This window comes from Corallococcus sp. Z5C101001, from assembly GCF_007352635.1.
In the GTDB taxonomy this organism is placed as follows: Bacteria; Myxococcota; Myxococcia; order Myxococcales; family Myxococcaceae; genus Corallococcus; species Corallococcus silvisoli.
Genome location: NZ_VKLU01000004.1, coordinates 184207 through 197424, shown reverse-complemented (window position 1 = coordinate 197424; position 13218 = coordinate 184207). Strand labels below are relative to the sequence as shown.

Below are 13218 nucleotides of genomic sequence, written 5' to 3'. Positions count from 1 at the left end.
GGCGCTCCCCCGTCCGATGGGCGGCCGGGCGCCAAGCACTTTTTAGGAGGGGTATCAAGCCGGTGCTACGCTGGCCGCCTCTCCGATGGAGTTACGCATGGCGAAGGGCAAACTGGCACTCGGGCTGGATATCGGGTCGACGTCGATCAAGATGATCATGCTCAAGGAGCAGCGCAAGCGCGGCGAAGTCGGCTACGCGCTCCAGAGCTTCGGAATGAAGCCGCTGCCTCCCGAGGCCATCGTTGACGGCGCGCTGATGAACTCCACGGCCATCGTCCAGGCCGTCCAGGAGCTGATGTCCGAGCTGAAGGTGAAGGGCAAGGACGTCGCCATTGGCGTGTCCGGCCACTCGGTCATCATCAAGAAGATCCAGATGCCCCGCATGAGCCAGGAGGAGCTCGAGGAGAGCATCCAGTGGGAGGCGGAGCAGTACATCCCCTTCGACGTGAAGGACGTGAACATCGACACGCAGATCCTCGACGGCGGCGGCAACGACGCCACCGGTCAGATGGACGTGCTGCTGGTGGCCGCCAAGAAGGACATGATCAACGACTACACCACCGTGGTCTCCGAGGCGGGCCTCGCGCCGGTGGTGGTGGACGTGGACGCGTTCGCCGTCCAGAACATGTTCTCCACGAACTACGAGCTGCCGGACAAGGAGACCGTCGTCCTCATCAACGCCGGCGCCTCCGTGGTGAACATCAACATCATCGCCAACGGCGTGACGGTGTTCACCCGCGACGTGACCATCGGCGGCAACCAGTTCACCGAAGAAATCCAGAAGCAGCTCAACGTCTCCTACGAGGAGGCGGAGGCGCTGAAGATCGGCGGCAACCGCGCGGACGCGGACGCCGTCGTTCCCCAGGACGTCGAGCGCGTCCTCTCCAGCGTGGCGGAGCAGGTGGCGGGCGAAATCCAGCGCTCGCTGGACTTCTACGCGGGCACCGCGGCGGACTCGAACTTCACCAAGGTCTACCTGTCTGGTGGCACCGCGAAGATTCCCGCCCTGTTCAAGACCATCGAGGCGCGGACCGGCGTGCCGGTGGAGATCCTCAACCCGTTCCGGAAGATTGAAGTGGACAACCGCAAGTTCGACCCTGCGTTCATCATGGACGTGGCGCCCATGGCCGCGGTGGCAGTGGGACTGGCGCTCCGGCGCCCGGGCGACAAGCTGGGCTGAACCGCTCTGGCCGCGAGGAGATGACGCACATGATGATTCGAATCAATCTGCTGCCCGTCCGGGCGGTGAAGAAGCGCGAGATGGGCCGGCAGGTGCTGGCCCTCTACGCCGCGGTCCTGATCGCCGCGGTGGTGGGTAACTACCTCTGGTTCGCGGACCGCGACAACGAGCTGAAGCGGGCCAACCAGGGCATCGCCCAGACGCGCGCGAAGATCGCGGAGCTGGAGAAGGTCATCGGCGAGGTGACCAACATCAACGCCCGCAAGGCGGAGGTGGAGAAGAAGCTCGCGGTGCTGGACACGCTGCGCAAGGGCCGCAACGGTCCGGTGCGCATGCTGGACGCGCTGTCCTCGGCCATGCCCAAGAAGGTCTGGCTCAAGGACTTCGTGGAGGCCTCCAACAGCGTCACCATCAACGGCTCGGCCGTCAGTCACGACGAGGTCGCGGAGCTGATGCGCGGCCTGGGTGGCATGGTGTGGACGCCCAAGGGCATGGGGCGCCTGGTGGATCAGCGCCGCGACGCCAAGACCTCTCGCGTGGAGCTCTTCAACACGGAGACCGCCAGCGTGGAGGAGTTCTCCGTGAGCGACATCAAGCCCTTCTTCGGCAACATCGAACTGACGAACGCGGTGCAGACCAAGCCCAGCCTGGCCGGCGCCCCGTCGTTCGTCGAGTTCAAGCTCACCCTCACCGCCAACTACGCCATCTGATTGGCGGCGAAGGACCCCTGTCATGGACAAATACCTGGATCAACTCGCGAAGGCCCCCCCCGCGGCGAAGTTCGGCGGGCTCGCGGCCATCGTCGTCCTCCTGACCGTGGCCAACTTCTTCCTGGCCATCCAGCCCACGGACGAGGACATCGCCCGTCGAGGCGCGGAGCGCCGGAAGCTGGACCTGGAGCTCGCGGAGAAGAGCGAGATCGCCCAGAACCTCAACGAGCGCCGCCGCGAGATGGACGTGTTGGAGCAGAAGCTGGCGGAGGCCCTCACGGAGCTTCCGGAGCGGCGCGACATGGAAGAGCTGCTCGCGCAGATCAACGACATCGGCAAGAAGTCCGGCCTGGAGATCTCCCGCGTGGAGCCCGACAAGGAGTTCGTCCAGAGCGGCGAGTTCTTCGCGCGCATCCCCATCAAGATGACGGTGAGCGGCAACTACCATGAGATCGCCATGTTCCTGCAGGAGATGGCGAACATGCGCCGCATCGTGAACGTCAACAACATCAAGCTCGATGGCGCGGCCCTGAAGAACGAGAAGGTCGTCCTCCAGAGCAGCTTCCTGGCGACGACGTTCCGTTTCATCGAGACGAAGAAAAACTAGAAACTTGATCCGCCCGGCAACTGGGGCGACAAGGGATGACGCGGATGAAGACGTTCAAATCCACGATGACCGCCGCGGTGCTTGCGCTGACGTTGTCTGCCTGTGAGGAGACCCCCAAGGCCAGCCCCGCTCCCGCTCCCCCCAAGGTCGCTGCCCCCGCGGCGGCCCCGGTGGAGGAGAAGACCGAGGCGTCGGCGGCGCCAGCGTTCGTCTACACGTACAGCCCGGTGGGCAAGCGGGATCCGTTCCGCAGTCCGCTGGAGGAGCTGGGGCCGGTGGCGCGTGACGCACCGGAGCGGGCATGCAACGAGCCCCTGTGCGTGTTCGACCTCGACCAGCTCAAGCTGGTGGCGGTCGTGACGGGGGATGCCAGTCCGCTGGCGATGGTCGAGGATCCGCTGGGCCGCGGCCACATCGTCCGACGCAACACCCGCGTGGGGCGTCAGGGCGGCAAGGTGACACAGATTCTCCGGGACTCGGTCACCGTCACCGAGGTCTTCACGGGAGCCAAGGGCGAGCTCATCAGCAATCCGGTGAGTCTGCAGCTCAAGGCGGATGGCGTGAAGGACCCCGCCTACAACCTGATGACGGGCAAGAACTGGGAGTAGCGCCCCACGGCGCGCCCGCGGGCAGTCGCAGCCCGCTTCCAACTTGTTGAGGGGACGCATGCTCGAGCAGAGCGCTGTGACGAGGGGCAAGTGGATCATGGCGACCGCATGGGCGGTCGTCCTGGCAAGCGCCAAGGTGTATGGCGCGGATCTCAATACGCTGAAGGACCTGCAGGTGTCCCGGACGGGAGCCGGTGCGCAGGTCGTGGTGACCGGGAACCGGCCGCCCACCTTCACCGTCTTCAGGCTCAGTGGGCCGGAGCGGCTGGTGGTGGACCTGTCGTCCGCGGATGCCACCGGCATCAAGGGGCACCATGACGGCACCGGTCCGGTGTCCGGGGTGGTGGCCGCCCAGTTCTCCGACGCGAGGGCCAGCGTGGGCCGCGTGCTGGTGGCGCTCGATCAGGCCTCTCAGTACGACGTGCGCGCGGAAGGCAACCGCGTCGTCATCTCCGTGGACGGTTCGCCGGTGGCCCCCGCCGCCGCGGTCGCCCAGGCCCCCGCCGAGCCGAAGCCGGCGGAGCCCGTCGCCACGCCGAAGCCCGCGCCCGCCCCGGTGGTCGCCGCCGCGGCGGTGAAGGCCGCCCCCGTGGCCGCCCCGGCTCCGGTCGAGGCGATGGTCGCCGTGGTGCCGGAGGAGGGTGCCTCCTCCAAGTCCGCCGCGTCCCAGACCCCGGGCCGCGAGAACGTGGTCGCCACGGAGGCGGATGAGCGCGAGGTGGCCCACCCGGCCCAGCGCATCACCCGGCTGTCCCTGGACGGCGACGCCCTGCGCGTGGGCGCCGACGGCGACATCGCGCGCTACGAGGTCCTGGAGCTGGTGGATCCGCCTCGCCTGGCCGTGGACGTTTACGGTGTGGGCCTGAGCGCGAAGGCCCCCAAGGTGAAGGGCAACCTGCTCAAGGATGTGCGCGTGGGCGCCCATGAGGACAAGGTGCGCCTGGTCCTGGTGGCGAAGGGCGACATGCCCGCCTACCGCGTGGACCGCTCCGACCGTGGCCTGGAGGTGGTGCTGGGCGGCGCGGTGGCGCGCAAGCCGAAGCCCTCCCAGCCCCGCGACGCGGTGGCGGAGACCGAACCGCTGCGCCCGCAGCCGCTGCCCGCGCAGGAGCCGGCGAAGCCCGCCGCGGCCCCGTCCGCCCCGCAGCTCGCGGTGGTGGAGGTCAAGGACCTGTCCTTCGACGAGAGCCCCTCGGGTGGCCGTGTGCAGCTGAAGCTGTCCGGCGCGACCGCGTGGAAGGTGGACCGCCCGGATCCTCGCAGCGCGGTGCTGACGCTGGAGAACGCGCGGCTGCCCAAGAAGCTGGAGCGCAGCCTGGACACCAGCGCGCTGGACACGCCGGTGAAGATGATCAGCGCCTTCAGCGTGCCGGGTGAGGGCCGCAAGGTGCGCCTGGTGGTCGCCGCCGACGGCGCCATCGAGGAGAACGTCACCCAGGGCGCCAACAGCCTGAGCTGGCGGCTGGACGTGCAGGGCGTGAAGACGGAGGAGGTGGCTCTCACGCAGCGCACCGCCGGCTTCACCGCGGAGGCCCCGGCGTACGCGGCGGAGGGCGCACCCCAGCAGGCGCGCTACCGTGGCAAGCGCGTGTCCTTCGAGTTCAAGGACATCGACATCCAGAACCTGCTGCGCGTCATCGCGGAGATCTCCAAGCGCAACATCGTCGTGGCCGACGACGTGTCGGGCCGCGTGACCATCCGCCTGCGCAACGTGCCCTGGGACCAGGCGCTGGACCTCATCCTGCGCACCAAGCAGCTGGGTCAGGAGCAGGTGGGTAACATCATCCGCATCGCGCCCCTGAAGACCCTGGAAGAGGAGGCGCGGCTGCGCCAGGAGCGCAAGAAGTCGCTGCAGCAGCAGGAGGACCTGCTGGTCAGCCTGGTGCCGGTGAACTACGCGGTGGCCGCGGACATGTCGTCGCGGGTCAAGGACGTGCTCAGCGACCGTGGCTCGGTGACGGTGGACACGCGCACCAACGTGCTCATCGTGAAGGACATCCGCTCCAACACGGAGAAGGCGCGCGCCCTGGTGCGCAGCCTGGACACGCAGACGCCGCAGGTGCTCATCGAGAGCCGGATCGTGGAGGCGAGCACCACCTTCAGCCGCGCCCTGGGCGTGCAGTGGGGCGGGCAGGCTCGCCTGTCGCAAGCGTCTGGCAACCCCACCGGCCTCATCTTCCCCAGCACCGTCGGCGTGACCGGCGGCGCGTCTGGCTCCGCGCCGGGTCTGCCGTCCGCGCCCAACTTCGCGGTGAACCTGCCGGCGGCCGTGGGTGAAGGCCTCGGTGGCGCCATGGGCTTCGCCTTCGGCTCCGCGGGCGGCGCCCTGCAGCTCAACCTGCGCCTGTCCGCGGCGGAGACGGAGGGCACGGTGAAGACCATCTCGTCGCCCAAGGTCACGACGCTCGACAACAACACGGCCCGCATCAGCCAGGGTCTGTCCATCCCGTTCAGCCAGACGTCTGCCGGCGGTGTGAACACGACCTTCGTCGAAGCGCGCCTGTCTCTGGAAGTCACGCCGCACATCACCCAGGACGGCAGCATCCTCATGTCCATCGCGGCGCAGAACAACCAGCCGGATCCGTCCAACACGGGCGCGAATGGTCAGCCGTCCATCCAGCGCAAGGAGGCCAACACCCAGGTCCTGGTGAAGGATGGCGATACCACCGTCATCGGTGGCATCTACGTGCGCCGGGGCAGCACCTCGCGTGACTCGGTGCCCTTCCTGTCGCGGATCCCCGTGCTGGGCTTCTTCTTCAAGAGCACTCTGGAGACGGATGAGCGTCAAGAACTGCTCATCTTCATCACGCCCCGCATCCTCAACCGGCAGACCATCGCGCAGAGCCTCTAGGCTTCGCGCCCTGATTGGGAGACCCCATTCCAATGAAGCCCTTCTTCGCTGCCGCGACCCTGGCGCTGGGTCTGTGCTCGTGCTCCGAAAGCGTCACCACCGTCCAGATTCTCCAGACCGTCCTGCCGAATGACACGTGCAGCTTCGCCGCTGGCGATCCTGGCCTTGCGAGTGGTTCGCTCAACCTCCGGTTCAGGAGCTCCTACCTGCTGGGGCTCGTCGTCAGGTCGGGCTACGCCAACACGCCCATCGACGTGAACGGCGTCCCGTTGGATCCAGGAGGCGAGGTCGGTGGGGCCGCCACCGCGTTCGTGGACACGCTGAAGCTGTCCTATGAAACGACCCCCAGCGTCTCCATTCCCGACCAGGAAGTGCCCTACGCGGCGGCGCTCAACCCGGCCTCGGATGACAACCTGTTGCTGGTCAACCTGATGACCACCGAGGCCGCGGAGGCCCTGGCCGCGGCGACCGCGGGAGGCGCGACGGTCCAGGTGCGCGTCACCGCGCAGCTCGCGGGCAAGTACGCCACGGGCAAGAAGTCGTTCAACTCGAACGAGCTCGTCTTCGCCATCGACGTCGCCCAGCGGGCCGTGACCATTCCCGCCTGCGCGGTTGGCACGGCTCCCACGCCCGTGGCCCCCTGCGGGTCGCTGGGTGGACAGGACGGCCAGTACCCCACGTGTCTGTAGCGCTTGGGCGTTGACGCCCGGCCGGGATGACCATGTCCTTTCGCACGCACCTTGAAGCGGTGGTGAACCAGGTGGATGGAGCCCTCGCGTGCAGCGTGATGGGCTTCGACGGCATCTCCGTGGACACGTTCCAGAAGGACGAGGCCACGGAGCTGGACGTCTCCGGCACCTGGGTGGAGTACGCCAACCTGCTCACGCAGCTGAAGAACGCGGCCGAGTCGCTGAAGACGGGCACCGTCACCGAGGTGAGTGTCAACAGCGAGAAGGTTCTCACCGTGATGCGCCTGCTGACGCCGGACTACTTCCTGGTGCTGGCCTTGCGCGCGGACGGGAACTTCGGCAAGGGGCGCTACGTCCTGCGCGTCACCGCGCCGCAGGTGAAGGCGGAGCTGTAGCCTCGCGCGTCCGCCCAGGCAGGGGCTTGTCGAGCCTGCCCGGCGACGCAGCGTGCCGCCTGTTTCCCCTTTGCAGGAAACAGGGCATGGGCTAGACACCCCCGACTTTCGTTTTTACGTCAGTCAGGTCAGGCTGAAGGAGTCGGTCCCATGGCCGGTTTTGTCGACACGTCCGAGTTCCGCAATGGTTTGAAGATCGAGATCGACGGCGAGCCGTTCGTGATCGAGTACTTCCAGCACGTCAAGCCGGGCAAGGGCTCCGCGTTCGTGCGGACCAAGATTCGCAGCCTGCTCAGCGGTCGCATGCTGGAGCCCACCATGAAGTCCGGCGACAAGGTGGGCATCCCCGACATCGAGCAGAAGGACATGGAGTACCTCTACTCGTCCGGCGACGAGTACTACTTCATGGAGAAGAAGACCTTCGAGCAGACCTTCATCACGGAGAAGGTCCTGGGCGAGGCGAAGAACTTCCTCAAGGAGAACACCCCGGTGGAAGTCCTCTACTGGAATGGCAAGGCCATCTCCGTGGGGTTGCCGAACTCCGTGGACCTCAAGGTCACCAAGTGCGACCCGGGCGTGCGCGGCGACACCGTGTCCGGCGCGATGAAGCCCGCGACGATGGAGACCGGCTTCACGGTCAACGTCCCCCTGTTCATCAACGAGGGTGACGTGCTGAAGATCGACACGCGTGAAGGTGGCAAGTACCTCACCCGCGTGGCCACCGCGGGCTAGAGCAGTCCCCTTCACCTGGCGACTCCTGGAGGGGTCTGAATGGCAACGAAGCGCAAGGCAACCCGGCCGGCTGAGTCCTCGGGAGCGGCTTCCGGGCGAGACTCGGGAACCACGTCCCTGGACGTGGAGGCCCTCCGGCAGATCGTCGAAATCCTGGAGGCCTCGGACGTCACCCGCCTGGTGTGGACGCGGGGCCCGGAGAAGCTCTACATCCGCCGCGGTCACGCGCCGGAGACGACCATCGTGCACCACACGGCGCCTTCCGGCCCCGGGGTGACGGTGTCGCCGCCGGTCGAGTACGCCGCCCCCGTCGCGCAACGTGCGGTCCCCGCCGTGGCGTCCGCGGCTCCCGCCGCCGCGCAGGCGGAGAAGCCCGCGGAGAAGCCGGGTCACCTGGTGACGAGCCCCTTCGTGGGGACGTTCTACCGGACCCCCGCGCCCGACCAGCCCGCGTTCGTGGACGTGGGCACGGTGGTGCGCAAGGGGCAGGTGCTCTGCATCGTCGAAGCGATGAAGTTGATGAATGAAATCGAGTCCGAGGTCTCCGGCAAGATCGCCGAGGTCCTCGTGGAGAACGGTCGCCCGGTGGAGTTCGGCCAGGCGCTGTTCCGCATCGAGCCGGCCTGAGTCACCTCGCAAGGCGCGTCCGGTCCATTCCCTGGACGGGACGCGCCCCAGGCCCTCGCGAAGGAGCACGGCCGTGTTCAAGAAGGTACTGGTCGCCAACCGCGGGGAGATCGCCCTTCGGGTCATCCGCGCATGCCGTGAACTGGGTATCGCCACCGTGGCGGTGCACTCCACCGCCGACGCCAACGCGCTGCACGTGCGCTTCGCGGACGAGGCGGTCTGCATCGGGCCGCCCCCGTCCAAGGAGAGCTACCTCAACGTGCCGCAGCTGCTCTCCGCGGCGGAGATCACCCGCGCGGACGCCATCCACCCGGGCTACGGCTTCCTGTCGGAGAACGCCGAGTTCGCGGAGGTTTGCGAGAACTGCAAGATTCGCTTCATCGGGCCGCGTCCGGAGATGCTGCGGCTGATGGGCAACAAGGTGCGCGCGCGCGCCGCGGCCCGCGAGGCGGGCATGCCGCTCTTGCCCGGCAGCCCCGGCACGGTGAAGGATCCGCGCGAGGCGGAGGCGTTCGCCAAGGAGATTGGCTTCCCGGTCATCCTCAAGGCGGCGGCGGGGGGGGGCGGCAAGGGCATGAAGATCGTCCGCGAGCCGGGTGTGCTCGCGCAGGCGTTCTCCACCGCGCAGGCGGAGGCCCTGGCCAGCTTCTCCAACGGCGACCTCTACATCGAGCGGTACGTGGAGAAGCCGCGCCACATCGAGATTCAGATCGTCGCGGACGAGCACGGGAACATCATCCACCTCAACGAGCGTGAGTGTTCGGTGCAGCGCCGGCACCAGAAGCTCATCGAGGAGAGCCCGTCCCCCGCGCTCACGCCGGAGCTTCGCCAGCGCATGGGCGAGGTGTCCGTCGCCGCGATGAAGAAGCTCCGTTACAACAACGTGGGTACCATCGAGTACCTGCTCGACGAGCGCGGCGAGTTCTACTTCATGGAGATGAACACGCGCATCCAGGTGGAGCACCCCGTGACGGAGCTGGTCATGGGCGTGGACCTGGTGCGCGAGCAGATCCGCATGGCCTATGGACACCCGCTGCGCTTCAAGCAGGAGGACGTCCAGATCCGCGGGCACGCCATCGAGTGCCGGGTGAACGCGGAGGATCCCGTCACCTTCGCGCCGTGGCCGGGGAAGATCACCGGCTACAGCGTGCCGGGTGGTTACGGCGTGCGCGTGGATTCCGCCGCGTATGAGAACTACACGGTGCTGCCGTACTACGACAGCCTGCTGTCGAAGCTCATCGTGCACGCGGAGGACCGCGAGACGGCCATCCGCCGCATGCAGCGCGCGCTCTCCGAGTACGTGGTGGAGGGCATCCGCACCAACATCCCCTTCCACCGGGCGGCGCTGGCGGAGGAGTCGTTCCAGGAGGGCAACTACGACACGCGGTTCGTGGAGCGCCTGCTGGCGAGCGAGACCGGTTCCCGCCGGCTGAAGAAGGCCGTGGAAGAGACGCCGTAGCGCTGTCGGCCGAAGTCGTGGAAAGCCCGCTGGGCGGACGAGCGTCCAAGCGGGTGATCCAGCCCCAGGGGAGGGCAGGCTGTTTCTTGACCCGCATCGGAGGATTCCGTTAGCCTCCGAACCTCCCCCACAGAGAAGGACTGAAACCCGCGAAGTTCCTCGGGGTTTCTGCCTGCCGGAAGCGCACGCTCGATGGACAAGAACAAGATCATCGAAGCCGCCGCGAAGCTGGTCGCGAAGGGCGCGTACGACAAAGCCATCAAGGAGTACCAGAAGGTCCTGGAGGTCGACCCGAAGGACATCCGGGTCCTCCAGAAGATGGGGGAGCTGTACCAGAAGAAGAATGACAACGCGCAGGCGGCGCACTTCTTCACCAAGGTCGCGGAGAGCTACTCCTCGGACGGCTTCTTCCTCAAGGCCGTCGCCCTCTACAAGCAGGTCCTCAAGCTCAACCCGAACCTGCTCGAGGTGAACCTCAAGCTGGCGGAGCTGCACCAGCAGCTGGGGTTGATGTCGGAGGCGATGGCGTACTTCCAGATCGTCGCCAATCACTACGACAAGGCGGGCGACACCAAGTCGAGCCTCGACACCCTCAAGAAGATGGTGGATCTCGACCCGGAGAACGTGGCGTCGAAGATCAAGCTCGCGGAGCTGTACGCGCGCGAGAACATGACGAAGGAAGCGGCGCAGGAGTTCAAGCGCGCCGCGGAGTACCTGAAGCGCAACAGCCGCGCGGATGACTGGCTTCGCGTCGCGGAGCGCCTCTCCGCGCTGGAGCCTGAGAACCTGCAGCTCGCGAAGGAGCTGGCGGCGTCGTACCTGCAGCGCGGCGACCAGAAGCGCGCGCTCGCCAAGCTCCAGGTGTGCTTCAAGGCGGATGGCCGCGACGTGGAGACGCTGACGCTGCTGGCCCAGGCGTTCCAGGGGCTGGGCCAGGTCTCCAAGACGGTGTCCGTCTACAAGGAGCTCGCGAAGATCCACCAGGAGCGCGGCCGCACCGCCGAGTCCGACGGCGTGTGGACGCAGATTGAGCTGTTGGATCCGCAGGACCCGGATCTGCTCGCGCGCCGGGGGCCCGTCGCCGAACCGGAGCCCGAGCCCGCGCCGATGGCCGCGGAGCCGCATGAGGAGGCGCCCGCGTGGAGCGCTCCCGCCGCCGCGGCAGCGCCGTCCCGTCCCGCGCCCGCCGCGCCGCCCGCGGCCGTGGTACCGGCCGCGCCCGCGGGGATGAGCCGCGAGCAGCTGGCCAAGCTGCTCACGGAGACGGACGTCTACGTGAAGTACGGGCTCCACGACAAAGCGCTTGAACACCTCCGCAAGGTGTTCTCGGTGGATCCGGAGAACCTGGACGCGCACGAGAAGGCGTACCACATCTACGTGGCCGCCAATAACGACGCGCAGGCGTCCGAGCAGTTGCTCAACGTGCTGCGCCTGTGCACGCGTCGCGCGGACGTGCAGCGCGCGCAGCCGTACCTGGCGACCATCCTCCAGGAGAACCCGGCGCATCCCGAGGTGCCCGCCTTCCTGTCCGTGCTGCGCGCGGTCGGGGGCATGGTGGCGCCGGTGGCGACGCCGGGCGTGGAGTCACTGGAGGAGGATGCCATCCTGGTGGACTCCAACGAGGATGAGATCCTCGTCGCGGAGCCACCGGACGACGCGCTCGCGCAGCCCGAAGGCGACGAGCTGGCGCTGGCGGCGCTGAGCCACGGCACGGACTCGGACGAGATCGTCGACGACGAGGTCGCGGAGGCCACGCTCAGCGGCGAGGAAGCGGTGATGGGCGAGCCCATCAGCTCCTCCGAGAACACCGTCTACGACCTGCCCCCGCAGGATGACCTGGTGACGGGGTCCGACGAGGACTCGCTGGTGCTGGCGGACGAGCCGGGCCTGGACGGCGCCGGTCTGGACGACGAGCCGCTGGTCGCCCCGGACGACTCGCTGGCGTACCCGGCGGACTCCTTCGGGGACACGGGCGGCGACGAGCCCATGGTGCTCGCGGATGACGCGGGCGGCATGTCGCTGGGCGACGAGGACGAGCCGTCACCCACGCGCGTGCTGTCTCCGTCGCGGGCGCTGCTGGATGAAGCCGCGCCGGATACGCGGCAGCTGCCGACCCTGGGCGGGGGCGACGACGAGTTGCTTGGCGATGCCGGCATGGGGCTGGGCGAGGACGATGACGCGCCCACGCGTGTGGGCCTCGCGCCCCTGGACGTGTCCTCGCTGGACGACGCCGGGCTGGACGAGGAGTTCGCGCCCCCGGAGGACGCCCCGTACTCGGGCGGCATGGGGCTGGGCGACGAGGACGACGACGAGCCCACCGCCGCGCATCTGGTGCTCGCGCCGCTGGAGGGCCTGTCCTACGACGAGCCGGAGCCGGAGCCCGAGGCGCTGGCGGACGCGCCGGAGCCGGAGCCGGAGCCCGAGGCGCTGGCGGACGAGCCGGAGCCCGAGGCCGAACCCGAGGAGGAGCCCGCCGCCGAGGAGTGCGACGAGGCGTCGTTCTTCCTGGACCAGGGGCTGCTGGAAGAGGCGCGGGAGATCCTGGAGACGGTGGTCATCGCGTTCCCGGGCCACGTGCGCGCCGGGGAGTTGATGGCGCGCCTGGAGGAGATGGAGGCCGGCGGTGGCGCGGCCCCCGAGGACGACGCTCCTTCGGAGCCCGTGTCGGTGCCCTCCGTGCAGCCGGTGACGGAGGCGTCGCTCGACGACGGCGGTGGCGGTGACGCGTTCGACCTCGCGGCGCAGCTGGCTGGCGAGCTGGACGACCTGGGCGGTGAGTCGCTGGCGGCGGTGCCCCCTGCCGAGGAGGACTTCCAGTACTCGGTGGACGAGGTCTTCGCCGAGTTCAAGAAGGGCCTGGCCAAGGTGGTGAAGCCCGAGGACGTGGACACGCACTACGACCTGGGCATCGCGTACAAGGAAATGGGCCTGCTGGACGACGCCGTCCACGAGTTCGACGTGGCCCGCCAGGGCTGCGTGGGCACTGCGCGCGAGCTGGACTGCCTGACGATGATTGGCATGCTGCACACACTGCGCGGCCGTCCGGACGAATCCGTGCAGGTGTTCAAGGAAGGGCTTTCCAACGCGCTCGCGGTGGGCGAGGTGGCCAAGGCGCTGGGCTTCGAGCTGGCGAGCGCCTACGACGCGCTCAACGAGCCGGGCAAGGCGCTCTTCCACTTCCAGCGTGTGGCCTCCATGGACGCGAAGTACCGCGACGTGGGGTCGCAGGTGACGCGGCTGTCGGCGGTGACCGCGCCGGAAGAGGACCCGCTGCCCCGTGCCGGAGGCAAGGCCCCCGTCACGCCCGCACCGGTTCCCGCGGCAGGCGCGCCGAAGGCTCGTAAAGTAGGGTACGTGTAG

11 protein-coding genes are annotated in these 13218 nt (G+C 68.1%); all 11 read left to right on the top strand.

Features of this window, described 5'->3' with window-relative positions:
* The first annotated feature begins 97 nt into the window (after window positions 1–97).
* The 11 genes from pilM (at window position 98) to FOF48_RS09385 (ending at window position 13218) form a co-directional block, all read left to right on the top strand.
* A complete protein-coding gene (pilM, locus tag FOF48_RS09435) occupies window positions 98–1180 on the top strand; it encodes a type IV pilus assembly protein PilM (protein WP_014399064.1) in 1083 nt (360 codons plus the stop codon).
* Between the two features lie 29 nt (window positions 1181–1209).
* Window positions 1210–1890, top strand: coding sequence for a PilN domain-containing protein (locus FOF48_RS09430; protein ID WP_143900108.1), 681 nt, complete (start codon window positions 1210–1212; stop codon window positions 1888–1890).
* A 22-nt stretch (window positions 1891–1912) separates the two neighbouring features.
* Window positions 1913–2497, top strand: a complete 585-nt coding sequence (locus FOF48_RS09425; RefSeq protein WP_143900106.1) for a type 4a pilus biogenesis protein PilO — start codon at window positions 1913–1915, stop codon at window positions 2495–2497.
* Between the two features lie 44 nt (window positions 2498–2541).
* Complete coding sequence (locus FOF48_RS09420; RefSeq protein WP_186001845.1) at window positions 2542–3105, top strand: pilus assembly protein PilP; 564 nt, start codon at window positions 2542–2544, stop codon at window positions 3103–3105.
* A gap of 58 nt (window positions 3106–3163) precedes the next feature.
* Window positions 3164–5956, top strand: a complete 2793-nt coding sequence (gene pilQ, locus FOF48_RS09415) for a type IV pilus secretin PilQ (protein WP_143900102.1) — start codon at window positions 3164–3166, stop codon at window positions 5954–5956.
* Window positions 5957–5988: 32 nt separating this feature from the next.
* Window positions 5989–6645, top strand: coding sequence for a hypothetical protein (locus FOF48_RS09410; protein WP_143900100.1), 657 nt, complete (start codon window positions 5989–5991; stop codon window positions 6643–6645).
* A gap of 32 nt (window positions 6646–6677) precedes the next feature.
* Entirely contained in the window at window positions 6678–7040 is a 363-nt protein-coding gene (locus FOF48_RS09405) for a hypothetical protein (protein WP_143900098.1), read from the top strand.
* Between the two features lie 150 nt (window positions 7041–7190).
* Complete coding sequence (efp, locus tag FOF48_RS09400) at window positions 7191–7772, top strand: elongation factor P (protein ID WP_120602972.1); 582 nt, start codon at window positions 7191–7193, stop codon at window positions 7770–7772.
* Between the two features lie 39 nt (window positions 7773–7811).
* A complete protein-coding gene (gene accB, locus FOF48_RS09395; protein ID WP_143900096.1) occupies window positions 7812–8399 on the top strand; it encodes an acetyl-CoA carboxylase biotin carboxyl carrier protein in 588 nt (195 codons plus the stop codon).
* A gap of 73 nt (window positions 8400–8472) precedes the next feature.
* On the top strand, window positions 8473–9858 hold the full coding sequence (accC, locus tag FOF48_RS09390; RefSeq protein WP_143900094.1) for an acetyl-CoA carboxylase biotin carboxylase subunit: 1386 nt from the start codon (window positions 8473–8475) through the stop codon (window positions 9856–9858).
* Window positions 9859–10050: 192 nt separating this feature from the next.
* Window positions 10051–13218: a tetratricopeptide repeat protein gene (locus FOF48_RS09385; protein ID WP_143900092.1), complete on the top strand. Its 3168-nt coding sequence runs from the start codon at window positions 10051–10053 to the stop codon at window positions 13216–13218.

Coding starts and splice junctions, on each gene's coding strand:
- pilM (WP_014399064.1), top strand. CDS start 98: ATGGCGAAGGGCAAACTGGCACTCGGGCTGGATATCGGGTCGACGTCG.
- FOF48_RS09430 (WP_143900108.1), top strand. CDS start 1,210: ATGATGATTCGAATCAATCTGCTGCCCGTCCGGGCGGTGAAGAAGCGC.
- FOF48_RS09425 (WP_143900106.1), top strand. CDS start 1,913: ATGGACAAATACCTGGATCAACTCGCGAAGGCCCCCCCCGCGGCGAAG.
- FOF48_RS09420 (WP_186001845.1), top strand. CDS start 2,542: ATGAAGACGTTCAAATCCACGATGACCGCCGCGGTGCTTGCGCTGACG.
- pilQ (WP_143900102.1), top strand. CDS start 3,164: ATGCTCGAGCAGAGCGCTGTGACGAGGGGCAAGTGGATCATGGCGACC.
- FOF48_RS09410 (WP_143900100.1), top strand. CDS start 5,989: ATGAAGCCCTTCTTCGCTGCCGCGACCCTGGCGCTGGGTCTGTGCTCG.
- FOF48_RS09405 (WP_143900098.1), top strand. CDS start 6,678: ATGTCCTTTCGCACGCACCTTGAAGCGGTGGTGAACCAGGTGGATGGA.
- efp (WP_120602972.1), top strand. CDS start 7,191: ATGGCCGGTTTTGTCGACACGTCCGAGTTCCGCAATGGTTTGAAGATC.
- accB (WP_143900096.1), top strand. CDS start 7,812: ATGGCAACGAAGCGCAAGGCAACCCGGCCGGCTGAGTCCTCGGGAGCG.
- FOF48_RS09385 (WP_143900092.1), top strand. CDS start 10,051: ATGGACAAGAACAAGATCATCGAAGCCGCCGCGAAGCTGGTCGCGAAG.